Annotated in this window: 25 protein-coding genes and 2 tRNA genes; 11 read left to right on the top strand and 16 right to left on the bottom strand. The window is 72.2% G+C overall.

Annotation, left to right across the window (positions count from 1 at the left end; translation table 11 throughout):
- Positions 1-9 precede the first annotated feature (9 nt).
- The 3 genes from ABZ444_RS08385 to ABZ444_RS08375 are packed head-to-tail and all read left to right on the top strand — an operon-like array spanning position 10 to position 3,387.
- Entirely contained in the window at positions 10-327 is a 318-nt protein-coding gene (locus ABZ444_RS08385) for a helix-turn-helix transcriptional regulator (RefSeq protein ID WP_357994310.1), read from the top strand.
- Entirely contained in the window at positions 314-2,701 is a 2,388-nt protein-coding gene (hrpB, locus tag ABZ444_RS08380; protein ID WP_357994309.1) for an ATP-dependent helicase HrpB, read from the top strand. Before ABZ444_RS08385 ends, hrpB begins: the two co-directional genes overlap by 14 nt.
- A complete protein-coding gene (locus ABZ444_RS08375) occupies positions 2,698-3,387 on the top strand; it encodes a hypothetical protein (protein WP_357994307.1) in 690 nt (229 codons plus the stop codon). The genes hrpB and ABZ444_RS08375 overlap by 4 nt, the downstream gene beginning before the upstream one ends.
- 15 nt (positions 3,388-3,402) lie before the next feature.
- Here the strand turns inward: ABZ444_RS08375 and ABZ444_RS08370 are convergent, their stop codons facing one another.
- Positions 3,403-4,581 carry a pyridoxal-phosphate dependent enzyme gene (locus ABZ444_RS08370; protein ID WP_357994305.1) on the bottom strand — a complete coding sequence of 393 codons (1,179 nt, stop codon included), beginning with the start codon at positions 4,579-4,581 and terminating at the stop codon, positions 3,403-3,405.
- 57 nt (positions 4,582-4,638) lie between these two features.
- On the opposite strand from ABZ444_RS08370, the gene ABZ444_RS08365 reads away from it, so the two are divergent.
- Genes ABZ444_RS08365 through ABZ444_RS08355 form a run of 3 tightly spaced genes read left to right on the top strand, consistent with a single transcriptional unit; the run spans position 4,639 to position 7,091 of the window.
- Complete coding sequence (locus ABZ444_RS08365) at positions 4,639-5,466, top strand: SPFH domain-containing protein (RefSeq protein ID WP_357994303.1); 828 nt, start codon at positions 4,639-4,641, stop codon at positions 5,464-5,466.
- Positions 5,459-5,632 (top strand): hypothetical protein, encoded by a 174-nt coding sequence (locus ABZ444_RS08360; RefSeq protein ID WP_185845077.1) that lies wholly within the window; start codon positions 5,459-5,461, stop codon positions 5,630-5,632. The genes ABZ444_RS08365 and ABZ444_RS08360 overlap by 8 nt, the downstream gene beginning before the upstream one ends.
- Positions 5,633-5,651: 19 nt before the next feature.
- Entirely contained in the window at positions 5,652-7,091 is a 1,440-nt protein-coding gene (locus ABZ444_RS08355; protein WP_357994301.1) for an amidase family protein, read from the top strand.
- A gap of 49 nt (positions 7,092-7,140) precedes the next feature.
- Here ABZ444_RS08355 and ABZ444_RS08350 read toward each other — a convergent pair whose 3' ends face one another.
- The 4 genes from ABZ444_RS08350 to ABZ444_RS08335 form a co-directional block, all read right to left on the bottom strand.
- Positions 7,141-7,986, bottom strand: coding sequence for an aldehyde dehydrogenase family protein (locus tag ABZ444_RS08350; RefSeq protein WP_357994299.1), 846 nt, complete (start codon positions 7,984-7,986; stop codon positions 7,141-7,143).
- Positions 7,987-8,165: 179 nt separating this feature from the next.
- A complete protein-coding gene (locus ABZ444_RS08345) occupies positions 8,166-9,611 on the bottom strand; it encodes an aldehyde dehydrogenase family protein (RefSeq protein ID WP_357994298.1) in 1,446 nt (481 codons plus the stop codon).
- Positions 9,612-9,695: 84 nt separating this feature from the next.
- Complete coding sequence (locus ABZ444_RS08340) at positions 9,696-12,551, bottom strand: AAA family ATPase (protein WP_357994296.1); 2,856 nt, start codon at positions 12,549-12,551, stop codon at positions 9,696-9,698.
- Positions 12,552-12,656: 105 nt separating this feature from the next.
- Positions 12,657-12,803: a hypothetical protein gene (locus ABZ444_RS08335; RefSeq protein ID WP_357966847.1), complete on the bottom strand. Its 147-nt coding sequence runs from the start codon at positions 12,801-12,803 to the stop codon at positions 12,657-12,659.
- 209 nt (positions 12,804-13,012) lie between these two features.
- On the opposite strand from ABZ444_RS08335, the gene deoC reads away from it, so the two are divergent.
- Positions 13,013-13,942: a deoxyribose-phosphate aldolase gene (deoC, locus tag ABZ444_RS08330; RefSeq protein ID WP_357994294.1), complete on the top strand. Its 930-nt coding sequence runs from the start codon at positions 13,013-13,015 to the stop codon at positions 13,940-13,942.
- Positions 13,943-13,944: 2 nt separating this feature from the next.
- Positions 13,945-14,637: a hypothetical protein gene (locus ABZ444_RS08325; RefSeq protein WP_357994292.1), complete on the top strand. Its 693-nt coding sequence runs from the start codon at positions 13,945-13,947 to the stop codon at positions 14,635-14,637.
- On the opposite strand, the gene ABZ444_RS08320 is transcribed toward ABZ444_RS08325, so the two are convergent.
- The 8 genes from ABZ444_RS08320 to ABZ444_RS08285 all read right to left on the bottom strand — a co-directional run bounded on the left by ABZ444_RS08320 (position 14,634) and on the right by ABZ444_RS08285 (position 20,382).
- Positions 14,634-15,200 carry a TMEM165/GDT1 family protein gene (locus ABZ444_RS08320; protein ID WP_357966838.1) on the bottom strand — a complete coding sequence of 189 codons (567 nt, stop codon included), beginning with the start codon at positions 15,198-15,200 and terminating at the stop codon, positions 14,634-14,636. The genes ABZ444_RS08325 and ABZ444_RS08320 overlap by 4 nt on opposite strands.
- 225 nt (positions 15,201-15,425) lie before the next feature.
- Positions 15,426-16,490, bottom strand: a complete 1,065-nt coding sequence (locus ABZ444_RS08315) for a UDP-N-acetylmuramate dehydrogenase (protein WP_357994290.1) — start codon at positions 16,488-16,490, stop codon at positions 15,426-15,428.
- A gap of 123 nt (positions 16,491-16,613) precedes the next feature.
- Complete coding sequence (locus tag ABZ444_RS08310) at positions 16,614-17,519, bottom strand: hypothetical protein (protein WP_357994288.1); 906 nt, start codon at positions 17,517-17,519, stop codon at positions 16,614-16,616.
- Between the two features lie 99 nt (positions 17,520-17,618).
- Positions 17,619-18,047, bottom strand: a complete 429-nt coding sequence (locus tag ABZ444_RS08305) for a MaoC family dehydratase (RefSeq protein WP_352320996.1) — start codon at positions 18,045-18,047, stop codon at positions 17,619-17,621.
- A gap of 1 nt (position 18,048) precedes the next feature.
- Complete coding sequence (locus ABZ444_RS08300; protein WP_352320994.1) at positions 18,049-18,498, bottom strand: MaoC family dehydratase N-terminal domain-containing protein; 450 nt, start codon at positions 18,496-18,498, stop codon at positions 18,049-18,051.
- 198 nt (positions 18,499-18,696) lie between these two features.
- Positions 18,697-18,861 carry a 50S ribosomal protein L33 gene (gene rpmG, locus ABZ444_RS08295; RefSeq protein ID WP_019632658.1) on the bottom strand — a complete coding sequence of 55 codons (165 nt, stop codon included), beginning with the start codon at positions 18,859-18,861 and terminating at the stop codon, positions 18,697-18,699.
- A 71-nt stretch (positions 18,862-18,932) separates the two neighbouring features.
- Positions 18,933-19,006 (bottom strand) — tRNA-Met (locus ABZ444_RS08290).
- 1,055 nt (positions 19,007-20,061) lie between these two features.
- Positions 20,062-20,382, bottom strand: coding sequence for a hypothetical protein (locus tag ABZ444_RS08285; protein WP_357966825.1), 321 nt, complete (start codon positions 20,380-20,382; stop codon positions 20,062-20,064).
- Between the two features lie 1,626 nt (positions 20,383-22,008).
- Here ABZ444_RS08285 and ABZ444_RS08280 point away from each other — a divergent pair.
- Complete coding sequence (locus tag ABZ444_RS08280; RefSeq protein ID WP_357994285.1) at positions 22,009-22,575, top strand: hypothetical protein; 567 nt, start codon at positions 22,009-22,011, stop codon at positions 22,573-22,575.
- 141 nt (positions 22,576-22,716) lie between these two features.
- On the top strand, positions 22,717-22,929 hold the full coding sequence (locus tag ABZ444_RS08275) for a hypothetical protein (RefSeq protein WP_357994284.1): 213 nt from the start codon (positions 22,717-22,719) through the stop codon (positions 22,927-22,929).
- A 61-nt stretch (positions 22,930-22,990) separates the two neighbouring features.
- Here ABZ444_RS08275 and ABZ444_RS08270 read toward each other — a convergent pair whose 3' ends face one another.
- The 3 genes from ABZ444_RS08270 to ABZ444_RS08260 all read right to left on the bottom strand — a co-directional run bounded on the left by ABZ444_RS08270 (position 22,991) and on the right by ABZ444_RS08260 (position 23,653).
- Positions 22,991-23,170, bottom strand: coding sequence for a hypothetical protein (locus ABZ444_RS08270; RefSeq protein ID WP_357966816.1), 180 nt, complete (start codon positions 23,168-23,170; stop codon positions 22,991-22,993).
- Between the two features lie 139 nt (positions 23,171-23,309).
- Positions 23,310-23,382 (bottom strand) — tRNA-Thr (locus tag ABZ444_RS08265).
- Positions 23,383-23,422: 40 nt separating this feature from the next.
- Positions 23,423-23,653: a transposase gene (locus tag ABZ444_RS08260; RefSeq protein WP_357994282.1), complete on the bottom strand. Its 231-nt coding sequence runs from the start codon at positions 23,651-23,653 to the stop codon at positions 23,423-23,425.
- 133 nt (positions 23,654-23,786) lie between these two features.
- Between ABZ444_RS08260 and ABZ444_RS08255 the strand changes: the two genes are divergently transcribed.
- Positions 23,787-24,422 carry a hemerythrin domain-containing protein gene (locus ABZ444_RS08255; protein WP_357994280.1) on the top strand — a complete coding sequence of 212 codons (636 nt, stop codon included), beginning with the start codon at positions 23,787-23,789 and terminating at the stop codon, positions 24,420-24,422.
- Positions 24,423-24,432 lie beyond the last annotated feature (10 nt).

Below are 24,432 nucleotides of genomic sequence, written 5' to 3'. Positions count from 1 at the left end.
GGTTCCACCATGCGCCTGCTACCGCACCCCGCGAAGGAGGACATCCAGCTCACCGAGGTCCTGCGCGCGCTCGCCGACCCCGTCCGGCTGGAGATCGTGGTCCGCCTGGCCACCCTGGGCGAGATGACGTGCACCGCCGCCGGCGACCATCTCGGCGTCCACAAGTCGACGGCCTCCCACCACTACCGCTCGCTGCGCGAGGCCGGCGTGATCATCTCCAAGCAGGAGGGCCGGCTCAAGTACATCAGCCTGCGCCGCGGCGACCTCGACGCACGCTTCCCCGGCCTGCTCGACTCCGTGTTGTCCGCCTCACATGCCCCCGCCTGACCGGCTGCCGATCCACGACGCGCTCCCGGAGCTGCTCGCCACGCTGGAGCGCCACGGCACGACGGTGCTCACCGCGCCGCCCGGCACGGGCAAGACCACGGTCGTGCCCCTGGCGCTGGCCGAGACCGGGCTGCGGGTGCTGGTCGCCGAGCCCCGGCGGCTGGCCGTACGCGCGGCGGCCCGGCGCATGGGCGTCAGCTACACGATCCGCGGCGAGCGGCACACCGGGGCGAACCCCATGGTCGAGGTCGTCACCACCGGCGTGCTGCTCCAGCGGCTCCAGCGCGACCAGGAGCTCGCCGGGGTCGACGCGGTCGTGCTCGACGAGTGCCACGAACGCCATCTCGACGCCGACACCGCCCTCGCGTTCCTGCTCGACGTGCGCGCGACACTCCGTCCCGACCTGCGGCTGCTGGCCACCTCGGCGACCGCCGACGCGGCCCCGTGGTCCCTGCTGATCGGCGGGCCCGTGGTGGCCGCCTCGGGGACGGCCCATCCCGTGGAGACCGTGTGGGCGCCGCCGGAGCGTCCGGTCGCGCCGCCCCACGGCCTGCGCGTCGATCCGGCGCTGCTGTCGCACGTGGCCTCGGTCGTCCGGCGGGCGTACGCCGAGCGCGACGGCGACGTGTTGTGCTTCCTGCCCGGCGTGGGAGAGATCGCCAGGGTCGCGGGGATGCTGGGCGACCTCGACGTGCTCCAGGTGCACGGCCAGGCGCCGGCCCGCGTCCAGGACGCCGTCCTGTCGCCCGGGGCCGGCCGCCGGGTCGTGCTGGCCACGTCGGTGGCCGAGTCGAGCCTGACGGTGCCGGGCGTCCGCGTGGTGGTGGACTCGGGGCTGGCCCGCGAACCCCGTACCGACCACGCCAGGGGGCTCGGGTCGCTCACCACGGTCCGGGTCTCGAAGGCGTCCGCAGACCAGCGTGCCGGCCGCGCCGGGCGGGAGGCCCCCGGGGCCGTGTACCGCTGCTGGACGGCGGCCGAGCACGAACGCCTGGCCGACCACGCGCGGCCGGAGATCGCGCTCGCCGACCTGACCGGGTTCGCGCTCCAGGCGGCCTGCTGGGGCGACGCGGACGCGGTCGGCCTCGCCCTCCTCGACCGGCCGCCGCCCGCCGCGATGGCGGCCGCCGTCCGCACCCTTGAGGCGCTGGGCGCGCTGGAGGCCGGCCGGGTGACCGGTCGCGGCCGGCGCATGGCGCTCGCCGGCGTGCATCCCCGCCTGGCCAGGGCCCTGCTCGACCTCGGCCCGCGGGCCGCCGAGGTGGTGGCGCTGCTGTCGGAGCAACTGCCCAGGGACGCGGGCGACGACCTCGCGGAGGTCTGGCGTACGGCCCGCGGGGGCGGCACCGGCTTCGCGGCCCGCTGGCGCCAGGAGACCAGGCGCCTCGCCCGCGCCTCTGGCCAGGGGTCGGACGTGCGAGAGGTGGGTGACGACGCGCTGGCCGGGATGGCGGTGGCGCTGGCGTTCCCGGAACGCGTGGCACGGCGGCGCGGCGGCGGCTATCTCATGGCGTCGGGCACGCAGGCCCAGCTCGCCGAGGGCTCCAAACTGTCCACCGCGCCGTGGCTGGCGATCGCCGTCGCCGACCGGCCCACGGGCTCGGCCTCGGCCCGCGTGCGCCAGGCCGTGGTGATCGACGAGGAGATCGCCAGGCTGGCCCTGCCCGTGACGGTCGAGGAGGAGGTCGCCTGGCGGGTGCCGCCGGGCGAGCGGCGCGGCGACGTGTCGGCCCGCGTGGTCGAACGCCTGGGCGCGATCGAGCTGTCCGCCACGCCGCTCAAGGACGCCGACGTACGCCCCGCCATCCTGCACGGCCTGCGCACCGAAGACCTCCTGACCTGGACGAGACAGGCGAAGGAGCTGAAGGACCGCCTGACCTTCGCCCATCGCGCGATCGGCCCCCCGTGGCCCGCCACCGACGACCTGATCGCCCTGGCCGACCAGTGGCTGGAGCCGGAGCTGTCCAGGGCCCGCCGCCGGGCCGACGTCGAACGCATCGACGTGGCCGCCGCCCTGCGCCGCCTGATCCCGTGGAGCGAACGCCTGGAGAACGTGGCCCCCGAACGCGTCGAGGTGCCCAGCGGCTCGCAGATCAGGATCGACTACTCCGGCGAGCAGCCGGTGCTGGCGGTGAAGCTGCAGGAGCTGTTCGGCTGGGAGGAGACGCCGCGGATCGCCGGGGTCCCTTTGCTGGTCCACCTGCTCTCCCCGGCGGGCCGTCCGGTGGCGGTGACCGCGGACCTGGCCTCGTTCTGGCGTGAGGGCTACCGGTCCGTACGGGCCGAGATGAGGGGCCGCTACCCTAAGCACCCATGGCCGGAGGATCCGCTCACCGCGCCGCCGACCCGCCGCGTCAACCGGAGCAGACCTTGATCGACGAAGCCGTCCGCGACAACGCCGCCTGGTGCGACACGATGTGCCGGGCGCACGGCCGTCCCGGCGTCTTCGGGCCGCTCGCCTGGACCAACCCGGCCAGGACGCCCGTCCTGTACCCCGACGCCGTCACGCTCTCCCCCGACGCCGGTCCGGCCGACGTGCTCGGCCACATCGACGCGGGCTCGGGCGCCTCGGTCAAGGACAGCTTCGGCACGCTCGACCTGCCCGGCTTCGACGTGCTGTTCACCGCCCAGTGGATCGGCCGGCCCGCGCCCGGCGCGCCCGCGCGTCCCCTCCGGGCGGCCACCGGCGACCCGATCGTGTGGGAGGTGGCCGCCGACCCCAGGGCGCTGGGCGAGTGGGCGCAGGCGTGCTTCTCCGGCGGCGCGCCCGGCCTGTTCCCGCCCGCGCTGCTCGACGAGCCGCAGGTGCGGCTGGTGCACGGCAAGATCGGGGCCGACGTGGTCTGCGGCGCGGCGCTCAACGCGAGCGGCACGGTGACGGGCGTCTCCAACGTCTTCGCCGCCGGCTGCGACGAGTCCGCCGCCTGGGAGGGCACGGTGGCGATGGCGGCCGAGCTGTTCCCCGGCCGCCCGCTGGTCGGCTACGAGAGCGACCCGTCGGCCGCCCTCGCCCACGGCTTCACCACCCTCGGCCCCCTCCGCATCCTGCTCAAGCCCTGACCCGCCGGGCGCCGGTCAGTCCGTCAGGTCGGCCGCCGTCAAACCGGCGCGGACCGGATGGGTCACCTCGCCCACCCCCATGTCCTTGAAGCCACTCGACGTGCCCACGCACACCACCGGCCCGTCGAAGTCCCGGCGCAGCTTCCGGTAGCCCGCCAGGCCCGCCGCCCCCGACAGCTCCTGCCATATGCCCTGCCGCGCCAGGTCCCGCTGGGCGGCGCGCATCTCGTCGTCCGTCACGAGCACCGCCTCGCCGCCGCTGTCGCGCACCGCCAGCACGCCCCGGTGGCCGCCGACCGACCCCGCGATCCCGTACGCCCGGCTGGCTCCCAGCTCGACGACCGCCGCGGGTGAGCCCTCGGCCAGGGCCCGCGCGTTGGGGCCGCCCGCGGCCGGCTCGCAGGAGAACATCCGCGGCACGTCCCCGGCCGCCCCGAGCAGCCGCAGCTCGGTGAAGCCCTTCCACATCCCGAACAGCAGCTCGGCGTACCCGGTGGGCGCGAAGACCGCCGCGGGGACCCGTCCGAGCTGCCGGAACAGCTCGTACGCGATCGTCTTGTACCCCTCGGGGCCGAACGGGTGGCCGGTGTGGGTCACGGTCTGGTTGCTGACCGGGTGGTAGCCCAGCCGCTCCACGACCTCCCGCAGCAGCGGCCACCGCTCCTCCACCGGCACGGAGAACACCTTGGCCCCGTACGCCCGCACGAACGCCTGCACGCCGGCCGGCGAGTCCGCCGAGGCCAGCACGATGGCGGGCAGCCCGGCGCGGGCGGCGTACGCGGCGGCCGAGGCGCCGTGGTTGCCGGACGAGGCCACCACCACCCCGGCCGCCCCCTCCGCCAGGGCCGCGCTGACCGCCACCCGGTTCAACCGGTCCTTGTGCGACCAGGTGGGGTTCTGGGACTCGTCCTTGACGTAGATCCCGTCGAACTCCAGCAGCGGCGTCCCGCCCTCGCCCAGCGTCGGCGCCTCCAGGGACGGCAGCAGCGGCGACCACCGCGCGATGTCCGGCCCCGGCTCCTGGTCGAACAGACCCTTGTCGACGCGCGCGTAGTCGTAGACGACCTCCACCGGATAGGCGATCTCGGTGGTGCTGGTCCGCGGGCAGCCCCTCGTGAGCGGCGGGGACAGCGGGAACTCGATCGAAGGGTCACCCAGCGAGCGCTGGCGGATGGCAAGCGAAGATCCGTTCACGCGCATGGAGTTTATATGGCTATCATGGTGATATCACTTCGATAGCAAGGAGTCGCGATGGAACGTCGTGCTTTCCGGGTCAACGGATTCCTGGTCCTGCTCGTCCTCCTCCTGCTGGGCGGCGCGGCGCTGGTCTCGATCGAGACGCTCGGCATAGCCTGGATCGTGCTCTTCGCGCTCGTGGCCTCCGGCTTCACCGTGGTCAACCCCAATGAGGCGAAGGTCGTGCAGTTCCTCGGCCGCTACGTCGGCACGGTCAACGTGGCGGGGCTGCAGTGGGTGACGCCGTTCACCACCAAGCGCCGCATCAGCCTCCGGGTGCGCAACTTCGAGACCGCCAAGCTCAAGGTCAACGACGCCGACGGCAACCCGGTCGAGATCGCCGCGGTGGTGGTCTACAAGGTCACCGACACGGCCAAGGCCGCCTTCTCCGTCGACGACTACGAGGAGTACATCGCGATCCAGTCCGAGGCCGCCGTGCGCCACCTCGCGACCACCCACCCGTACGACTCGCACGAGCCCGAGCGCACCAGCCTGCGCGACGGCGCCGAGGTGGCCGGCGAGCTGACCGCCGAGCTGCGCGAGCGCACCGAGCTGGCCGGCGTCGAGGTCCTGGAGGCCCGCATCACCCACCTGGCCTACGCGCCGGAGATCGCCCAGGCCATGCTGGTGCGCCAGCAGGCCAGCCAGGTGGTGGCCGCCCGCACCAGGATCGTCGAGGGCGCGGTCGGCATGGTCCAGCTCGCGCTCGACCGGCTGGCCGCCGAGGGGGTCGTGGAGCTCGACGAGGAGCGCAAGGCCCAGATGGTCTCCAACCTCCTGGTCGTCCTGTGCGGCGACCGGGCGACCCAGCCGGTGGTGAACGCCGGCAGCCTGTATGGCTGAGCGCAAGAAGCTCCTGCTCCGCCTCGACCCGGCCGTCTACGACGCCATCGCCAAGTGGGCGGCCGACGACCTGCGCAGCATCAACGCGCAGATCGAGTTCGCGCTGCGGCTGGCGCTGAAGGAGGCCGGGCGGGAGCCCGGCAGGAGCTCTCGCAAGGAAGAGTGAAAACCTGCACACTCTAGACATGTTGTGGGCAGGCAGGACCGCCATCGAGATCGCGGCGGCCGTCCGGCGCGGCGACGTCACGGCCACCACCGTCCTGGAGGAGCACCTTCACCGCATCTCCGAGCGGGATTCCCGGGTCGGCGCCTTCCGGCTGGTCAGGAAGCAGGCGATGGACGAGGCGCGGGCCGTGGGCGACCGCCGCGACCTGGCCGACCTGCCGCTCGCCGGGGTGCCGGTGGCGGTCAAGGACAACCTGGAGGTGGCCGGCGAGCCCACCCGCGGCGGCTCGGCGGCCACGTCCGGCGCGCCCGCCCGGGAGGACCATCCGGCCGTGGCCCGCCTGCGCGCGGCGGGCGCGGTGGTGGTCGGGCTGACCAACCTGCCGGAGCTGGGGCTGGTCGGCTTCGGCGACAGCCCGTACGGCATCGTGCGCAACCCCTGGAACCTGGCCCGCACCGCCGGCGGCTCCTCCTCGGGCAGCGCGGCGGCGGTGGCGGCCGGGATGGTCCCTATCGCGCTCGGCAACGACGGCATGGGGTCGCTGCGCATCCCCGGCGCCTGCTGCGGCGTGCTGGCCGTCAAGCCGGGAACGGGCCTGGTCCCGCCGCCCGCCGACGACTGGGACGGGCTCACCGAGAACGGCCCGCTCGCCACGACCGCGGCCGACCTGTCGCTCGCGCTGTCCGTCCTGGCCGCCGACCCGGCGCTGGCCGAGGCGTGGCGCACCGGCCACCGGGTCGAGCCGAAGCCGCGCATGCTGCGCTCGGTCTGGGCCGACGACGACGAGGTGTGGGAGCCGCAACCGCCGCAGGACAGCCCGGAGCCGTTCGACCTGCGGGTGGCCTACGCCCCTCAGCCGCTGCCGCCGGGCCTGCCCGTCGACCGGGAGTTCCAGGCGGCGGTGCGAGCGGCCGCCGAGACGTTGCGGCACGCCGGGCACACCGTGGTCGAGCACCCGCACCGCCTGCCCGCCTGGCTCGGCCCCGCCGGGGTGGCCACCTGGCTCGGCCGGGCCGCCGCCGCCGCCGACGGCCTCGATCCGCACGCCCTGGAACGGCGTACCCGCGCGCTCGCCCGCGCCGGCCGCGTGCTCACCAGGATCGGCCTGGACGGCAGGCGCGGCCGCGAGCGCTGGAGCGGCTACGGCGCCGACACCTGGTTCGGCGACGCCGACGTGATGATCACGCCGGCGCTCGCCGCCCTGCCGCCGCGCGCCGACCGCTGGGGCGGGCGCGGCCTCCTGCCCAACCTGCTGGCCAACGTCAGGTACGCGCCCACCACCGGCCCGTGGAACCTGTGCGGCTGGCCCGCGATGGCCGTGCCGGTCGCCACGCACTCCAGCGCGCTGCCGATCGGCGTGCAGCTCGTGGCGCCGCCGGGCGGCGAGCCGCACCTGCTGGCCCTGGCCGCCCAGCTCCAGGCGGCCCACCCGCCGCTGCGCCCGCCCGGCTTCTCCTGACCGCCCGGCTTCTCCTGACCGCCGGTTTTCTCCTGACCGCCTGTTTCTCCTAGACGCCGGCCGGGTGCCAGACGGTCTTGGTCTCCAGGAACCGCGTCATCCGCCCGAGCCCCGGATCGGCCGTCCAGTCCTCGCGCACGGGGCGCAGCACGCGCTTGAGGTTCTCGGCCGCCTCCTGCTCGCAGCGCAGCGCCAGGTCGGCGTCCTCGACCCCGGTGAGGTCGAGCGCGTTGACGTCCATGTGCGCGGCCAGCCAGGGCGCCAGCTCGGCCTGGTGACCGGTCAGGATGTTGACCACCCCGCCCGGCAGGTCGGACGTGGCCAGCACCTCGGCCAGCGTGATCGAGGCGAGCGGCGAGGGCTCGGAGGCGACCACGACGCACGTGTTGCCGGTGACGATCACCGGCGCGACCACGGACACCAGCCCGAGCAGCGGATCGGCGGGCGCGACCACGGCCACGACCCCGGTCGGCTCCGGCGAGGACAGGTTGAGGTACGGCCCCGCCACCGGGTTCGCCGACCCGCGCACCGCCGTGATCTTGTCGGACCAGCCCGCGTACCAGACCAGCCGGTCGACCGCCGCGTCCACCGACTCCAGGGCGGCCTTCTTGCCCAGGCCCAGCTCCTCGGCGAACTGCCCGCGCCGCCCCTCCAGCATCTCGGCGACGCGGTAGAGGATCTGCCCCCGGTTGTAGGGGGTCGCGCCGGACCAGCCGGGGAACGCCTTGCGCGCGGCCACCACGGCGTCGCGCGCGTCCTTGCGCGAGGCGCGCGAGGCGTTGGCGAGGAAGTCGCCCTTGGGCGAGGTCACGGGATAGGACCTCCCACTCTCCGAGCGCGGGAAGGCCCCGCCGATGTACAGCTTGTAGGTCTTTCTGACGGACAACCTACTCATCGCCCTGACCTCTCCACGTGGACTCCTGCGACGTCTGAACCGGGGCGAACACCTGGCCGCACCTGCTGACGCCGCAGCGGTGGGCGTACCAGCCGACGCGTACGGGCCGACCGGCGCGGGCGAAGGCGTGCCCGCGGGTGGCCTGGGCACGCCGCCCGGACCGCCCGGCACGGCGATGATCACACGTCAAGGTAGGCCTCCAGCCCCGCGAGCCCGCCCTCACGTCCGTACCCCGACTCCTTGTAGCCGCCGAACGGCGAGGTGGGGTCGAACTTGTTGAACGTGTTGGCCCAGACGACCCCGGCCCGCAGCCGATCGGCCATCCACAGGATGCGCGAGCCCTTCTCGGTCCAGACCCCGGCCGACAGCCCGTACGGGGTGTTGTTGGCCTTCTCCACGGCCTCGGCCGGGGTGCGGAAGGTCAGCACGGACAGCACCGGCCCGAAGATCTCCTCCCGGGCGATCCGGTGGGACTGGGCGACCCCGGTGAACAGGGTGGGCGGGAACCAGTAGCCCCGGTCGGGCAGCTCGCACGCGGGCGACCAGCGCTCGGCGCCCTCGTCGGCCCCGGCCTCGGACAGCTCGCGGATCTTGGCGAGCTGCTCGGCCGAGTTGATCGCGCCGATGTCGGTGTTCTTGTCGAGCGGGTCGCCGAGCCGCAGCGTGCCGAGCCGCCGCTTCAGCGACTCCAGCAGCTCGTCGTGCACGGACTCCTGCACCAGCAGCCGGGAGCCCGCGCAGCAGACGTGGCCCTGGTTGAAGAAGATGCCGTTGACGATGCCCTCGACCGCCTGGTCGACGGCGGCGTCCTCGAACACGATGTTCGCGGCCTTGCCGCCGAGCTCCAGCGTGAGCTTCTTGTCGGTGCCCGCGACCGTGCGGGCGATGATCCGGCCGACCTCGGTCGAGCCGGTGAAGGCCACCTTGTTCACGTCGGGGTGGGCCACCAGGGCGGCGCCGGTCTGGCCCGCGCCGGTCACGATGTTGACCACGCCGGGCGGCAGCTCGGCCTGCTGACAGATCTCCGCGAACAGCAGCGCGGTCAGCGGGGTCGTCTCGGCGGGCTTGAGCACCACCGTGTTGCCGCAGGCCAGCGCGGGAGCGATCTTCCAGGCCAGCATGAGCAGCGGGAAGTTCCACGGGATGACCTGACCGGCCACGCCGAGCGGCTTGCCGCCACTGTGCCCGTCCGTCGTCCTCCGGCCGAACCCGGCGTAGGCCAGCTTGTCGGCCCAGCCCGCGTAGTAGAAGAAGTGGGCCGCGACCAGCGGCAGGTCGACGTCGCGCGACTCGCGGATGGGCTTGCCGTTGTCGAGGGACTCCAGGACGGCCAGCTCGCGGGCCCGCTCCTGGATCAGGCGCGCGATGCGGAACAGGTACTTGGCCCGCTCGGCGCCCGGCAGTGCGCTCCACACGCCGAACGCCTTGCGCGCCGCCTGCACGGCCCGGTCGACGTCGTCGGAGGAGGCCGAGGCGACTTCCGCCAGCTTCTCCTCCGTCGCCGGGTTGACCGTCTTGAAGGGGGAGCCGGAGCCGTCCGCGAACTCACCGTTGATGAACAACCCGTACGACGGCTTGAGATCGACAATGTCGCGCGACTCTGGCGCGGGTGCGTAGTCGAACATCGCCGTCACGCCAGGGTGAGGTATAGGGACATCACCTTGCCAGCGTAGACGGTCGGTCCGAGTGCTCAGAGGGGCCCGGAGCTCCTAGGACAGGAGTGACAGGCGGTGCGCCGCCGCGGCGGCCTCTCCGCGCGTGGTGACACCCAGCTTGGCCAGGATGTTCGAGACGTGCACACTGACGGTTTTCGCCGAGATGAACAGTTCGGCGGCGATGTCGCGGTTGGTGCGGCCCTGGGTCACCAGGCGCAGCACCTCCAGCTCACGCGGCGTCAGCAGCTCCGACGGCGTCTCCTGGGCCTGCAGGCCGCCGCCCACGCGGCGCGACAGCGCCTCGATCTCCTCGGCGAGCGGGGTGGCGCGCAGCGCGGCGGCGAGCGGGCGCGCCTGCCGGAGCCGGGTCGCCGCGCCCTCCCTGTCACCGCTCCTGGCCGCGGCGCCGGCCGCCCGCAGCAGGGCCTTGGCCTGGTTGTGCGGACGCATCAGCCGCTCCCACGCCGCCGCCGAGGCGTCGAAGTCGCCGCTGTAGGACAGCCGGTACGCCTCCGCCACCGGCCCGCTGATCGTCAGCTCGGCCGCCACTTCCGCGGCGTGCGCCCGTACCGCGGCGGTCCGGCCGGGTTCGAGGTCCTCCGCCGCGTCGCAGACCGTGCGCAGCAGGGAGAGCAGCCGCCAGCCCAGCATGGCCTTGCTCGGCAGCCTCGGATGCGACAGCGCCCGCTCGGCCACGGCCAGCGCCGCCCACGGCTCGCCCTTGAGCAGGTGCCAGCCGATGTGCAGGCGCGCGTTGCTGATCACGTCCTGGACGAAGTCCTCGGGGCGGTCCTTGAGCACGCCGATCTCGGACAGGATGCCCTCGACCCGCTGCAGGTCGCCCCTGGCCAGCCCGATGTCGGCGCGCACGCGCAGCAGGGCGTACTGGGTGCGCAGGACGGGCCCGTAGTTGAGCGCGCTGTCCACGAGGTCGAGCGCCTCGTCCCAGCGGCCGAGCGACTCCAGCGCCTCGGCCCAGTTGTTGAGGATGAACAGCCCGCTGCCGCGCAGCCTGCCGTACTTCTTGGCGTACTCCCAGCCCTCCTCCGACAGGCGCAGGGCCTCCTCGGCGCGGCCCATGTCGATGAGGGAGTCGATGTTGTTGCCGATCGCCCTGACGATGATGCGGCCCGAACCCTCGGCCTTGCCGATGCCCCTCGCCTGCTCGTTGACGGCGATGACCCGATCAAGCTCGCCTCTCATCGAGTGGCCGAGCGCCAGGTTCATCAGCAGGTCGCCTTCGAGGCACTTGTCGCCGGACCGCCTGACCAGGTCGAGGCCCTCGTGGATCAGCTCCTCGCCCTCGGCGACCTGGCCGCGGAGCATGAGCTGCCTGCTCAGCGGCATGACGACCTCAGCGCGCACCGGGCCCGGCTCGGGCACCAGCCGCAGGGCGTGCCGGAGCAGCTCGATCACGCCCATCTGCCCCTTCGACGCCTTGAACGACGCCTGCCGCACGATGAGCTGGGCCACCCGGCCCGGCTCAGCGGTCTCGTCCAGCTCGGCGAGGGCGGCCTTGACGAACTTCACGCCCTTGTCCACCTCGCCGCCGGCGTTCGCGGCCTCGGAGGCGCGTTCCAGCACGGCGGTGTGGTCGACGCCGATGCGCCGGGCGGCGTCGGGGACCCGGTCCCAGAGCATGAGCACGCGTTCCAGCAGCGGCACGGCCTCGGTGTAGGCGTACGCCTTGAACGACTTCTGCGCGGCCTCCCAGGCCGACACCAGGGCCCAGAGGTCGTTGCGGGCGCCGTACCAGTGGTGGGCCAGCTCGACGGCGGCGCGGCCGGGCGGGACGAGCGAACGGTCCTTGGAGATCTCCTCGGCGTACCGGGAGTGCAGGCGCTGGTGCTCGCCCGGCAGCAGCTCCTCGTGCACGGCCTCCTGGATCAGCGCGTGCCGGAAGACGTAGGCGCGGTTGTCGGCGATCTGCAGCACGTTCCCGGCGATGGCCGGGCGCAGAGCCGCCTCCAGCTCGATCTCGGACAGCCCGCTGACGGCCGCCAGCAGCGCGTGGCCGACCCGGTTGCCGCCGGCCGCGGCCATGCGCAGGACGCGCTGGGTGTCCTCGGGCAGCCGTTCGACGGCGCTGAGTATGAGGTCCTGCATGGACTCGGGGAACGTGCAGTCCTCGCCGCCGTCGAGCAGGGCCTCCACGAACAGCGGGATGCCCTCGCTGCGTTCGTAGACTTTCTGAACCTTCACATATTCCGGCGCGGCGCCGAGGATGCCGGCCATCTGGGCGGCCACCTCGTCGCGCGACAGGCGGGGCAGGTCCAGGCGGTGGACGCCGTTCACCCGGCCGAGCTCGGCCAGCACGGGGCGGAGCGGATGTTGCCGGTGCAGGTCGTCGGAGCGGTAGGTCATGAGGATGAGCACCTGCGGGGCGTGCAGGTTGCGGCTGAGGAACGCGATCAGGTCGCGGCTGGAGCGGTCGGCCCAGTGGATGTCCTCGATGACGAGGACCGTGGGGCGGCTGTCCGCGAGGCGTTCGAGGAGGGTGAGGAACTGCTCGAAGAGCCGGGCGCGGCCCGTGTCCGTCTCCCCGTCGCCGCTGGGCTCGCCGAACTCCGGCAGCAGCCTGGCCAGGTCTCGCTGGGCCCCCTCGGGCAGCAGCGCGGCCACCGCGGCGGGTCCCTGCTCCCTGACGAGCTGCCTGAGCGCGGCGGTGAAGGGCGCGTAGGCAAGGCCCTCGGCCGACAGCTCCACACAGCCGCCGACCAGCACCTGAGCGCCGTCGGCCATGCAGGACTCGGCGAAGCGCTGTACGAGCCGGCTCTTGCCGACCCCAGCCTCTCCGCCCATGAGCACGGCCGTCACCGTGCCCTTACGTGCCTCGTCGAAGCTCTCTGCGAGAGCGGCGAGCTCCTCCGCCCGCCCGACGAAGACGGGACTCACCGAACGTCCCAGCATGTCGTTCAGCATGCCATGCCCTATCAATCAGTTTCGACGGGGTTCAGGGGGGTTCAGAGGCCCGGCCGCCACTACTGTTCACGCGGCCGGGCTCTCTTGGGGCGGTCATGACGAACGGCGCTTGCCGAAGACCGAGCGACGCTCGGCCTTGTTGCCCTTCATGGCCTCGCGTACGCGGCGGTGCTCGGCGGCGGCCTTCCGGAGCTCGCTGGCGTGGGACTTCATGAGCTCGTACTCGAGTTCGGGGTTCATCGTGTTCTCCTGAACATTTGCTGCTTTTCCCTGACATCTTCAATGTTCGGCCTAAGGCCCGGCCCGCCACATCAGGTGGATGACCTATCTCCGGGCGTACGCGGGGCCGGACATACCTAGGACAGGGCCCGCCCTGCCTTAGGCGGCGTTCCCGTCCGTCCGGTTTGGAGGTAGTGGCCCTGGTCGGCGATGCTGTGAGGGTGTCAACTGTGACTACCTCGCTCGCGGACGTCGCCTCGTCCCACGCGACGCTGCGCGCCTTCCTGCACGGCCTTCCCGGAGTCGACCGGGTGGGCGCCGACCAGCGGGCGGCCATGCTCGGCACCCGTTCCATCAAGACCACGGCCAAGGCCCAGGCCATCGACCTGGCCATCTCCATGGTCGACCTGACGACGCTCGAAGGCGCCGACACGGCGGGCAAGGTGCGGGCCATGTGCACCAAGGCCGTGCACCCGGGCGGCGGCGCCCCCAGGGTGGCGGCGGTCTGCGTCTATCCCGACATGGTGGAGGTGGCCGTCCGGGCGGTGGCCGGGTCGGGGGTCAAGGTGGCCTCGGTCGCCACCGCGTTCCCCAGCGGGCGCTCCTCGCTGGAGGTCAAGGTGAGCGACACGGCGCTGGCCGTGGCCGCGGGCGCCGACGAGATCGACATGGTGATCGACCGCGGCGCGTTCCTGTCCGGCGACTACTTGAAGGTCTACGACGAGATCGTCGCGATCAAGGCCGCCTGCGGTGCCGCGCACCTGAAGGTGATCCTGGAGACGGGCGAGCTGGCGACCTACGACAACGTGCGCCGGGCGTCCTGGCTGGCCATGATCGCGGGCGCCGACTTCATCAAGACCTCCACCGGCAAGGTGTCCCCGGCCGCCACGCTGCCGGTGACCCTGATCATGCTGGAGGCGGTGCGCGACTTCCGCGACACCACCGGCCGCCAGGTGGGCGTGAAGCCGGCCGGCGGCATCCGCACGACCAAGGACGCCATCAAGAACCTGGTGCTGGTCAACGAGACGGCGGGCGACGACTGGCTCTCCCCCGACTGGTTCAGGCTGGGCGCGTCCTCGCTGCTCAACGACCTGCTCATGCAGCGCCAGAAGCTCGCCACCGGCCGTTACGCGGGCCCCGACTACTTCACCCTCGACTGAGGGTGACGGCCCTCGGGCGGCTCTACGAGGTGTTCGGAGCCGTCGCCAGGCCCGCGAGCGTGCCCGGCTGCCCCCACTGCGTCGAGCCGGGCGAGCAGGCGTGCCTGCTGTCCGGCCCGGTCTCGGCGATCGAGGCCGGCTCGCTGGCCCGTTACGCGACCAAGGCGCTCACCACGTGGGGGGACGTCCCCGCCTTCCGCTACTTCCTGCCGCGCCTGCTCGAATGCGCGGCGGCCGACGCGTTCTCCTACCCCGACCCGGAGATCGTCCTCGGCAAGCTCGCCGTCGCGGGCTGGCACGGTTGGCCGGCCGGCGAACGCGCGGCCGTCACCGCGTTCCTGCACGAGTGGTGGCTCGGCACGCTGCGCCGCCATCCGTCCCGCCCGCCGGCCGGCACGGTGTTGTGCGCCGTCGCCGCCACCGGCGTCGACCTGACGCCCTTCCTCGACGCCTGGGCCGGGCTGGGAAGCGAGGCGGCGATCGCCCACCTGCGCGACTTCGTCACCGACGGCCTGTCCGGGCGGCGGCTGACCAACGCCTTCTGGGATCGCGACGCCCCCGCCCACGCCCAGGTCCTCGCCTGGCTCGGCGACGGGCCCGCGGCCCAGGCGGTGGAGGCCGCCTTCGCCCGGGAGAGCCGCGAGCCAGTGCTCGGCCTGCTCGCCGACGTCCACGAACGGCTGCCGCGCTTCTAGAGCAGCGCCTCGACCAGCAGCACGATGCCGAACACCGCGAACGCGGCGGCGGCGCCGTACCGGATGACCTTCTCGGGGAGGTGCTTGCCGAGCAGGCGGCCCACCAGGATGGCCAGGGCGTCGGCGGCGACCATGCCCACGGTCGAGCCGATCCACGTGCCGACCCAGCCGTGCTGCGTGGCCAGGGTGATCGTGGCGAGCATCGTCTTGTCGCCCAGCTCGCTCAGGAAGAACGCCACGGTCACCGCGACCAGGACGTTCCTGGTCGTACGGCGGGCCTTGTCCTCCTCCTCCTTGGTCAGCTCGTCGCCCCGCAACGTCCACAGGGCGAACCCGAGGAAGGCGATGCCGGCCACGATCGAGATGGCCGTCGTCGGCAACGCCTTCCCGACCAGCCCGCCCACGGCCACGCTCAGCAGGTGCACGACGGTGGTGGCGATGGTGATGCCCGCGAGCACGGGCCAAGGCTTGAAACGGGTGGCGAACGTCATCGCCATGAGCTGGCTCTTGTCACCGAGTTCGGCCACGAAAATGACCGCGAGACTGATCCAGAACGCTTCCAACCGGTCCTCTTCCCCGCGACCGGACCGGAAGCAGGCACCCGGGGGATCTTCGGGCACGACTTTCGGCCCGGCAGCGTCTTTGTCCATGACTGCCAGGCCGAAGGTCTCGTCCGCCCGTCAAGGCCCGTGTGACCGGGCGCGATCACGCGCCAGTATGTCGATCACACGATTGGGACTACTCCCCTTCGGAATTACCGACACACCATAACAGCCCACGTGAAGCCGTCATTCCGCCGACCGGCCCCCCGGCTCGGCCGTCAGTGTGCAGCCGACCAGCACCGGCTCGTTGACCAGCGTCACGCCGAACTTCTCCCGCACCCCGTCACGCACCTCCACGGCCAGCCCCAGCAGGTCGGCCGTGGAGGCGGCGCCCGCGGGGTTGGTGAGGGCCAGCGTGTGCTTGGTCGAGATGCGCACCGGGCCGCGCTCGTAGCCCTTGGGGAAGCCCGCCTGCTCGATCAGCCAGGCGGCCGGCACCTTGACGCGGCCGTCGGGCATGTCCCAGCTGGGGTGGCCCGGAGCGCGTCCGGCCAGCTCGGCGGCCTCCTCGGCGGTCAGGATCGGGTTGGTGAAGAACGAGCCCGCGCTGCGGCTGTCGGGATCGGCCGCAGGGTCGAAGACCATGCCCTTGCCCCGCCGCAGCCCCAGAACGGCCTCACGGGCCGGCCCGAGGGGCACACGGCCGCCGAGCTCAACCCCGAGCCGCCCGGCCAGCTCCTGGTAGGCCACCGGGCCGGACAAGTCCGACACATCCAGTGCGTACGTCACGGCGAGCACCACGTGCCGCGACAGGTCCCGCTTGAACGCGCTGTCACGGTAGGAGAACCCGCACTGGCGCGCCTCCAGGTCGATCACCTGCCGGGTAAGCCGGTCGTAGGCCCGCACGCACCTGATGGTCTGCGCCACCTCCTGGCCGTACGCGCCGACGTTCTGGATCGGCGTCGAGCCCACCAGGCCCGGGATGCCGGACATGCACTCGATGCCGGACCACCCCTCGGCCACGGCCCGCTCGACCAGCGGATCCCAGTCCTGGCCCGCCTCGACCGTGAGCAGCACCTGCTCGCCGTCCCTGGAGACCGTCACGCCCTCGGTTGCCACCTTGACGACCAGGCCGTCGAAGCCTTCGTCACCGATCACCACGTTGCTGCCGCCACCGAGCACCAGGGTCGGCACGCCGTTCATGTCGGCCTCGGCGACGAGGGACACGAGCTGCTCCGCCGTGACTGCCTCGGCGAAGTCGCGGGCGGGGCCACCCAGGCCCAGGGTGGTGTGCGGCGCGAGCATCTCCATGGCCACCAAGCTTATGAGCCCCCCAGCCCCCACGACACCCTCCCCGAACCCGCACCCGCCTCGGCCGCGCCTGCGGCGACGCTTCCGATCGGCTTCCGGGTCAGGGGGGGCGATGGTGCGGAGTCAGCTGTGGAGGGGCTGGTCGCGGCGGTGGGTGGAGTCGAGCCGGCGGACCGGGAGCGGGCCCTCGGGCACCACCAGCCCGCCCTCCAGCGCGCGGGAGAACTCCAGGTCGGCCTCCTCGCCACGCTCCGCGCCCTCGGGGAAGGCCCCCAGCGCCGCCGCCCTGCGCACCGCCATCAGGTCGCAGCGCAACGCCCCCACCCTGCCGGGCTCCTCGGCCTCGGCCGCCTGCCACCCCGCCGCCACCGCCCCTTCCACGATGGCCGCCACCAGCGGCGTCAGGGCGTCCCCCGTCAGCGCGAGCGAGGTCTCGACCAGCACGTGCACCTCGGACTCGTCCAGCCGCAACAGCTTGGTACGGCCCTCGCCCCACCCCGCCGTGCCCCCGGCCGCCCGCGAGGTCTCGGCGACGTGCCACACCGCGATCCGCTCCGGGTGCCGTTCGGCCAGCTCGTCCAGGACGTCTCCCGCGCCGTCGACGTTCCCCAGGTCGAGGGCCAGGATCCGGGCGCGCGTGTGGTCGATCACCGACTGGACGCACTCCAGCACGTCCCCGGGTCGGCCGTCCACCAGCAGCCCGGCGGAGACCGTCACGTCCTTGGTCTCGACGCGCTGGCGCTCGGTGTTGACGCCCAGGTCGTCCATGCGGTTCGTGGCGAGGGTGCCGTCCCAGACGCGCTGGGCGTGCAGCATCGTGTCGTCGGGGTCGCCGTGCTGGCCGGGGTCGCCGGAGAAGCCCAGCGCGGCGGCGGGGTTCCCGTGCGCGCCCGCGCCCCTGGGCCGGGCGCGGCCCGTGCCGACGCCGGTGGCCGAACCGCCCGTGGTGTCCCGTCCGGTGCCGCTGCTGCCCCCCACCTGTTCAGGGGACGTGGGACGCAGGTGAGCGGGAGGCTTGGCGTCGGTCACGGACGACACGGGGATGGAACGGACGGTGGGCCAGACCTGTCGCGCAACTTCACTCATAACAACACGGGCTACCCGCGACCCGCCCGACATATCACCGGATCAGGAGAGCTGTACCACCGCACGCGCCTTCGACAGGACCTTCGCGTCACCCGCCTTGGCCGTCAGCCCGACGACCACCCGCTTGTCCTCCAGCTTCTCCTCGACGACCCCGCTCACCGAGATCGTCGCCCCCTGGTCGTCGTCGGGCACGATCACCATCGACGAGAACCGCACGCCGAAATCCAGCACGGCGCCCGGATCGCCCGCCCAGTCCGTGACGAACCGGCCCGCCTGCGCCATCGTGAACATGCCGTGCGCGATCACGTCGGGCAGCCCGACCGTCCGGGCGAAGCGCTCGTTCCAGTGGATCTGGTTGAAGTCGCCGGAGGCGCCGGCGTACATGACCAGGTTCAGCCGCCGGACGTTGTAGCCCACGGCCGGGAGCTCCTGGCCGACCTCGACCTCGTCGTACCTCACCGTGGCCGCCATCTCAGCCCGCCCCTCCGCGCTCGACGATCGTGTTGTAGGTCGTGCAGACCGGCTCTCCGGCGACCGTCGTCACGTCGCTCCTGATCGTCAGCAGCTCGTTGCGTCCAGCGCTCCTGATGTCGGTGATCGTCGCGGTGGTGACCAGCTCGTCGCCCGCGCAGACGGGCCTGACGTACTCGAACCGCTGCTCGCCGTGGACCACCATCGCGAGGTTCAGGCCCAGCTCGGGGTCGACCAGCGCCTCACCGCCCGCCTGGAGGCTGAACACGATGGGGAACGTGGGCGGCGCGATCACGTCGGGGTATCCGGCGGCCCTGGCGGCCTCCCTGTCGCGGTAGACCGGGTTGTTGTCGCCGATCGCCGCCGCGAACTCCTTGATCTTCACCCGGCTGACCTCGTACGGGGCGGCGGATGGATAGGTCCTGCCCACGAAGTCACGGTTCAAGGCCATCAGTGCTCCCTCGTATGTCTTCAACGAGCGCTGCTGAGGCAGACGGTAACAGAACAAGGTTCGGCTGTCGCCGCTCATGGCGTGCTTTTTGCCGGGGCCCGGCTCAGCGCCCAGGAAGGCCCCTCAAAGCAGTGAGAACACGACAAACCGGCGCCCCGTCCGGGACGCCGGTTGTGCGATATGGAGGCAGAAGTACCGCTAGCGGGTTTCGCGGTGCGCGCGGTGGCAGCGGCAGTTCGGGCAGTACTTCTTCAGCTCAAGCCGATCCGGGTCGTTGCGCCGGTTCTTCCGCGTGATGTAGTTGCGGTGCTTGCACTCCTGGCAGGCCAGCGTGATCTTCGGCCTAACGTCGGTGGCAGCCACTTGGGAGTGCCTTTCTACGTTCGGGACATGGACACACCCGTACCCAGGCCGACCGACCTGGGATTGGGTAGTAGCGGAGGCCGGACTTGAACCGGCGACACAACGATTATGAGCCGTTTGCTCTGCCTGACTGAGCTACTCCGCCTTGGCCGGAAACTCCCGGCCCATAGAGGATACCCGAAGCTGGGAGCACATTAGTAACTCACCTGATCGGGTGGGGTGCTACCAGTATGCCCCAGGAACCTCCGACAACCGAAATCCGATCATGCCACCTGGGTCTCGCCTGGGGAATCACCCGCGGAGGCCATCGCCACACTAGCAGCCGCCCTTTGCCGGTGCGAACGTCCGGACCAGGCACGCAGCAACGAACGTCCCCCGGCGACGCCCCGTCCACGCGGTGACCAGAAGGGCTCCCCCGGCGACCGCCGACGACGCCCGTCCGTACGGTGAACGGGCGTGCCCCCGGCGAACGCCGGCGGCGCGCGTCCCGCGGCGGGCGGACCCGCGCGGGTGACGGAGGGGTGTCCGCGGCGGACGCCGACGCAGCGGCGGAGGGGGCCCGCAGCGGACGCCTGCGCTCACCCGAAGGTGTCGCGCAGTCAAAGCCAGCGCAGTGGCGAAGTTGGCAGAGCGGGCAGCCCTGGAGTGGACGGCCCTGAGTGTCAGCCCTGCGTGGGCGACCCCAAGTGGGCGGCCCTGGATGGTCAGCCCTGGATGGTCACTCCCAGGGCGGGCGTGGGGCGGGGTCCCTGCGGGGAGCAAGCCCTTGGGGCGGGACGGCCCTGGATGGGCAGCCCTGGGCGGGCAAGGGAGCGCGGTGGACACCCGTGCGACCGCGCAAGGGGGGCGCGTGCCGCACGGGTGTCCGGCGAGGTGCCGCCCACCCCGACCGCGCCCCGGCTCCTCTACGACGAGCCGTCCCCACCCGCCCTCGCGCCCCGGGCCGACGCTTCATCCGGGCCCATCGGTCCGGCCCGGCGTGGGCCGGACCGATGGGCCGGACTCCGTGAGGGGCCGGACTCCGATGGGTCGGACGTCAGCGGGCCGGACCGGGTCGGGCCGGACTGGACCGGGTCGGGTCGGACATGGGCGGACTCTGTCGGGCCGAGCTCCGACACGGACTGCGTTAGGTCCTGGTCCGGCGGGCCGGGCTGCGTCGGGCTCGGCCGGGCCGGACCGGGTGGGGGCCGGGCGGGGGTCTCATGCCTGGCGTTCGTCGACGCCGACGGCGCCGACGCCGCTGCCCCAGCTTGCGCATTTGCCCTCGGACCTGCCCGAGGCGCCGGGCCCGAGAGTGATCCACGGGCCGACGACGTCCGGGCTCCAGCCGCAGGTGATCACGGCGCGGTACACCCAGGTCTGGCCGGTCGGGTTGTGGCAGTCGGCCCGGCCGACGTAGCCGTCCTCCGGGGCCCGGCCGCTGTTGCACTGGAGGCTGCCGGCCGAGGCGGGGGCGGACGGGATGACAAGCCCGGAAAGGACAGCGGCGACACCGGCGGCGAGTGCCAGTTTCCTGTTCATGTCGTCTTCCTCTTCTGCTCGTTTGCTTGTGCTGCTCAGGGTTTCGGCGCTGGTCTGCGCTCGAATGCCAGGAAAGCGACCGAGCGCCGGTGTCCAACAGCAGGGCGGACATACTCGTCCGGAGTCGTCCACACGCGAGCCTGACTCGGACGTCCCTGAAATCCCTCCGGACACGTACGGTCATCGTTCGTACACTGTCGGACAGATGAAGGCTGGTCGGGGAGAGGGGCGATGGGCGAGGACCAGGAAGGCGCGGAACCCGGCGTGGAGTCGGTGAGCTGTCACGAGGGTCTGGTGAGGCTCCTCGCCGAGCAGTTCGCGCGGGCGGACGTGTCGTTGCGGGAGCTCCAGGCGCGGGCGGACAGAGCGGGCGGACCCCGGCTTCCCCGGGCGACCTGTGCGGACATGCTGGCCGGACGGCGGTTTCCGAAGAAGGCGGTGATGGTGACGTTCCTGCGGGCTTGCGGGGTGCCCGAGCATCGGGTGCCGGAGTGGGAACGGGCCTGGGAACGCGTACGGATCAACCGCATGCCGCCGTCCGGCTTCCAGCTCACCCGGACGGCACTGTCCCCGAGCGTTCCGCCCTTCGAGGATTCCGGGCTCCTCGACGTCGCCTCCGTTCATCCGCACGCCGGTCCCCTCGGGGGGCTGCCTCAGCCGGGCGCCGTACCTCCTGCGGGGCCGAGCCGGGCGGACGCCGTGCCAGGTACAGAGCCTCTTGGAGGCCCTGGCCAAGAGGCTGTACCTCTTGCTGGAAGCCCCGGCCAAGGAGCCGCGCTTCCGGGATTCGCTGGGCCTCACGAAGGGGCAGAGCGTTCGACAGGCGCTCAGATGGCGAGAAGTGGGGCGCCTCCGGCATCTGCCCCGGCAGCCTCAGCGGCCCTGCCCGTCGCCCCTTCCGTCAGCGGCGCTCTCCCCGTCGATGGCCCCCTGGTCAACGGCCCCGCAGTCGGAGGTCCCCCGGTCGATGCGCTTCCGGCCGACGCGCTTCCAGGCAGCGCACTTCCGGTTGGCGATCGGCCAGGCGAGGGTCTGCCGGGCGGGGGTCTACCGGGCGGGAATCAGCCGGGCGGGAATCAGCCGGGCGAGGGGCCTCCGGTAGGTGAGGTTCCGGGGGGTGGCCTTTGGGTGAGCAGGATTCCCGTCGATGGAATTGCGGGAGACGGGGTTTCCGATGGCCTTTCCGGCGGTGGCGTTGCCTTCGGCGCTTCCCCGATCGGCGCTTCCCCGATCGGTGCTCCCTCCGACAGGCTTCCCGGTGAGGGGAGTTCTGGTGGCGAGCAGCCTGCGGGCGCACCTGGAGCCACCCTGCCCGTAAGCGGTGTTCCCGCCGGTGTCGCTTCCCTGGTCGATGGTCTTCCCGCCGACGCTTCCCCGGTCGGCGGGGGTCCAGACGCTCCGGCAGGCACAGTGACGGCTCCGGCGGGTGGGGTGGCCGTTCCAGCAAGCGGGGCAGCGGCTCCGGCGGGTGCAGTGGCCGTACCGGCAGATGGGGCAGCGGTTCCGGCGAGTGGGGTGGCCGTACCGGGAGGCGGGGTAGCGGCTCCGGCGGGTGGGACGGTGGCCCCTATGGGAGGGGTGGTGGGCTCAGCCGGTCGGGGGTGGGGGCGGTGGCGGGGGGTTGGGGTGGGGGCTTTGGTGGTGGCGGGGGCGGTTGGGGTCGGGGTGGTGGTCGGGTTGTGGGTGGCGCCGCGGCATGTGGAGCCCTTCGCGCTCGGCCGGCCCGTCTCGGACGACGGGCGCGCGTTCGGCCCCGGAGGGTCCAGCCGGTTCACGGTGACCGTGAACCCCGCCAACACCGGCGTACGCCTGATCCGCCGCCTGGACGCCGGCATCTCCATGCAGCAGGCCGCCATCACCGTGAACGGCGCCCCCGCCGGCGTGTGGCACCCTCTGCCCGTCGAGAACACCTACCGCTGGCGGGACCAGTCCGTGGACCTGCCGCTGGCGCTGACCTCAGGACGCCGATCGCTGACCGTGGTCAACGCCTTCGTCTCCTCCTCCCTCGACTTCAACGAGTTCCTCTACGTCGTCAAGCAGCAGGTGAAGGGCGTCTGGTCGATCGCCGACACCGTCGACGTGGGGCCGTACCACACCACCAGCGAGGCCGCCCACGGCTACCGGCTCACCGGCCCGCAGACCTTCGCCGACACCCGCCACTTCGCCTACCCGCCCCTGGACGAGACCGCGTAGCGCCGGAAACCCCCGAGCACGCGAAAGCTCCGGACGCTTCCCCGCGTCCGGAGCCTTCGGGTGTGGGCAACCAACCCTCACCGGCCTACTGCCCGCCGGTCCGCATTCTATGCTTTTGTCCGTTTTGCGTAGAGTTGTGGCGTGACACGCTGGCACGGCCCCCGCGGCATCCTCGTCGAGATCATCACACTCGGCGCGAGGCAACGCATCAAGGTCACCCAGACCGTGAACGGCCGCCGCTACCTCCTCGGCTACTACGGCACCATCGCCCAGATCGTCCACCACGTGGACCTCGCCGACCTGGTCGAGGTGATCGACCTCCCCGCCTTCGCGTCCCGGAAGGCCAGAACCTGACAGCCGTACGACACCGAAAAGCCGCCCTCCCCGCACGGGAAGAGCGGCTTGCCCGCAGGACCTACAGGTCCTTGCACCACATCCATTTGCCTTCGATCAGGCATTTGTACCAGCCGTCGTTCGCCGGGTTCCACGCGTAGGCGGGACTGCTCGCCACGCTGATCGTCAGCACGGTCGAGACGGAGAGCAGGATCAGAGCCAGCGCCCGGCGCACACCACGGGCCGCGAACATGTTTCTCATGACCGTCATGGAACACGCCCGTGCTTGGAGCCTTCTTGGGGCTGACTGAAGCCCCAGGACAAGCGCCACTCAACCCGAACAACGAAAAACGCCCGGCTCCAAGTCACCTTGGCCGGGCGTCATATCTGCTCATTACAAGAGCCCCCAAACGGAATCGAACCGTTGACCTTCTCCTTACCATGGAGACGCTCTGCCGACTGAGCTATAGGGGCCTGTCCGCTCGCTGCGGACAGGTGTAACCATACACGGCACTCAGCCATGATGCGAACTCGTACGGGCCTCCACCGCGCCGCTGGATCCGCGGCGTGCGGCAAGATCGATCACCTCGCACAGATCGGCCAGGTCGACGTGGATGGCCACCTCCTCCACCGAACGGCAGTCGGCGACCAGCCACCCGTTCCTGCGCACCCGCAGCACCTGCCGGCCCGCCCGCACCACCGGCACGACCTCGACGCCGTCGAGGCCGACCCATCGCCTGTCCATAGCGGCACACCCTAGCCGCCGGGTCTCTCAATTTCCGTCCGCCACAGGCGTTACCGCCATGCCAAGTCGGCACCAAGAGGTGTCTAAGAGCCGCGTCCCAGGCTGGTGCCAAACAGACAGAAGGAGCACCGAAATGGCACCCAACATGCTCGGCTTCCGCATCACGCACCGGGCCATGCGCGGGGACACCCGCCGTCTGGCCGAGGTGACGAGCGCGATCGCCGCCGGCGAGCAGCAGGCCGGTCAGGAGCGGCTGCGGGCGATCGCGACGTTCACCGCCAAGCTCTGCGCGGGCATCCACCACCATCACCAGGCCGAGGACAACGTGTTGTGGCCGGTCATCGTGCGCTCGGCGGGCGCCGAGGTGGACCTGAGCGACCTGACCGACGACCACGCGGCGCTCGACCCGCTGCTGGAGGAGATCACGACGGCCGCGGCCCAGCTCGGCTCCGACGGGCAGGCGGCCCGGCGGATGGCCAAGTCCCTGGCGGCGCTCGCCGACCTGCTGGACGAGCACATCGAGGAGGAGGAGCGGCTGATCTTCCCGGTCGTCGCCAAGTACGTCTCGGAGGCGGACTGGGAGAAGGTCGAGACCGAGGTCAGGAAAGGCGGTGACGCCCGGTTCGACCTGCCGAGGATCGCCCAGTACGCGCAGCCGGAGGAGCTGGCCGAGCTGCGGCGCCTGGCCGGGCCGGTGCTCATGGTGCTGCTCGCGCTCATGCGGCGCGGCCACCGGCGCCGCCAGACCCTGATCTTCGGCACGCCGTGATCCCCCTGGG

It is taken from the genome of Nonomuraea sp. NPDC005730 (genome assembly GCF_040630865.1).
Taxonomy (GTDB): domain Bacteria; phylum Actinomycetota; class Actinomycetes; order Streptosporangiales; family Streptosporangiaceae; genus Nonomuraea.
This window is presented reverse-complemented; position numbering and strand designations above follow the sequence as displayed.

Excerpts from the sequence above, each read along its gene's own strand:
- ABZ444_RS08260 (WP_357994282.1), bottom strand. The coding sequence starts at position 23,653 with ATGGACAGGCGATGGGTCGGCCTCGACGGCGTCGAGGTCGTGCCGGTG.
- ABZ444_RS08305 (WP_352320996.1), bottom strand. The coding sequence starts at position 18,047 with ATGGCGGCCACGGTGAGGTACGACGAGGTCGAGGTCGGCCAGGAGCTC.
- ABZ444_RS08360 (WP_185845077.1), top strand. The coding sequence starts at position 5,459 with ATGGCTGAGCGCAAGAAGCTCCTGCTCCGCCTCGACCCGGCCGTCTAC.
- hrpB (WP_357994309.1), top strand. The coding sequence starts at position 314 with ATGCCCCCGCCTGACCGGCTGCCGATCCACGACGCGCTCCCGGAGCTG.
- ABZ444_RS08350 (WP_357994299.1), bottom strand. The coding sequence starts at position 7,986 with ATGAGTAGGTTGTCCGTCAGAAAGACCTACAAGCTGTACATCGGCGGG.
- ABZ444_RS08270 (WP_357966816.1), bottom strand. The coding sequence starts at position 23,170 with ATGAGAAACATGTTCGCGGCCCGTGGTGTGCGCCGGGCGCTGGCTCTG.
- ABZ444_RS08315 (WP_357994290.1), bottom strand. The coding sequence starts at position 16,490 with ATGGAGATGCTCGCGCCGCACACCACCCTGGGCCTGGGTGGCCCCGCC.
- ABZ444_RS08335 (WP_357966847.1), bottom strand. The coding sequence starts at position 12,803 with ATGAACCCCGAACTCGAGTACGAGCTCATGAAGTCCCACGCCAGCGAG.
- ABZ444_RS08255 (WP_357994280.1), top strand. The coding sequence starts at position 23,787 with ATGGCACCCAACATGCTCGGCTTCCGCATCACGCACCGGGCCATGCGC.
- ABZ444_RS08355 (WP_357994301.1), top strand. The coding sequence starts at position 5,652 with ATGTTGTGGGCAGGCAGGACCGCCATCGAGATCGCGGCGGCCGTCCGG.
- ABZ444_RS08385 (WP_357994310.1), top strand. The coding sequence starts at position 10 with ATGCGCCTGCTACCGCACCCCGCGAAGGAGGACATCCAGCTCACCGAG.
- ABZ444_RS08285 (WP_357966825.1), bottom strand. The coding sequence starts at position 20,382 with ATGAACAGGAAACTGGCACTCGCCGCCGGTGTCGCCGCTGTCCTTTCC.
- ABZ444_RS08365 (WP_357994303.1), top strand. The coding sequence starts at position 4,639 with ATGGAACGTCGTGCTTTCCGGGTCAACGGATTCCTGGTCCTGCTCGTC.
- ABZ444_RS08345 (WP_357994298.1), bottom strand. The coding sequence starts at position 9,611 with ATGTTCGACTACGCACCCGCGCCAGAGTCGCGCGACATTGTCGATCTC.
- ABZ444_RS08340 (WP_357994296.1), bottom strand. The coding sequence starts at position 12,551 with ATGCTGGGACGTTCGGTGAGTCCCGTCTTCGTCGGGCGGGCGGAGGAG.
- ABZ444_RS08300 (WP_352320994.1), bottom strand. The coding sequence starts at position 18,498 with ATGGCCTTGAACCGTGACTTCGTGGGCAGGACCTATCCATCCGCCGCC.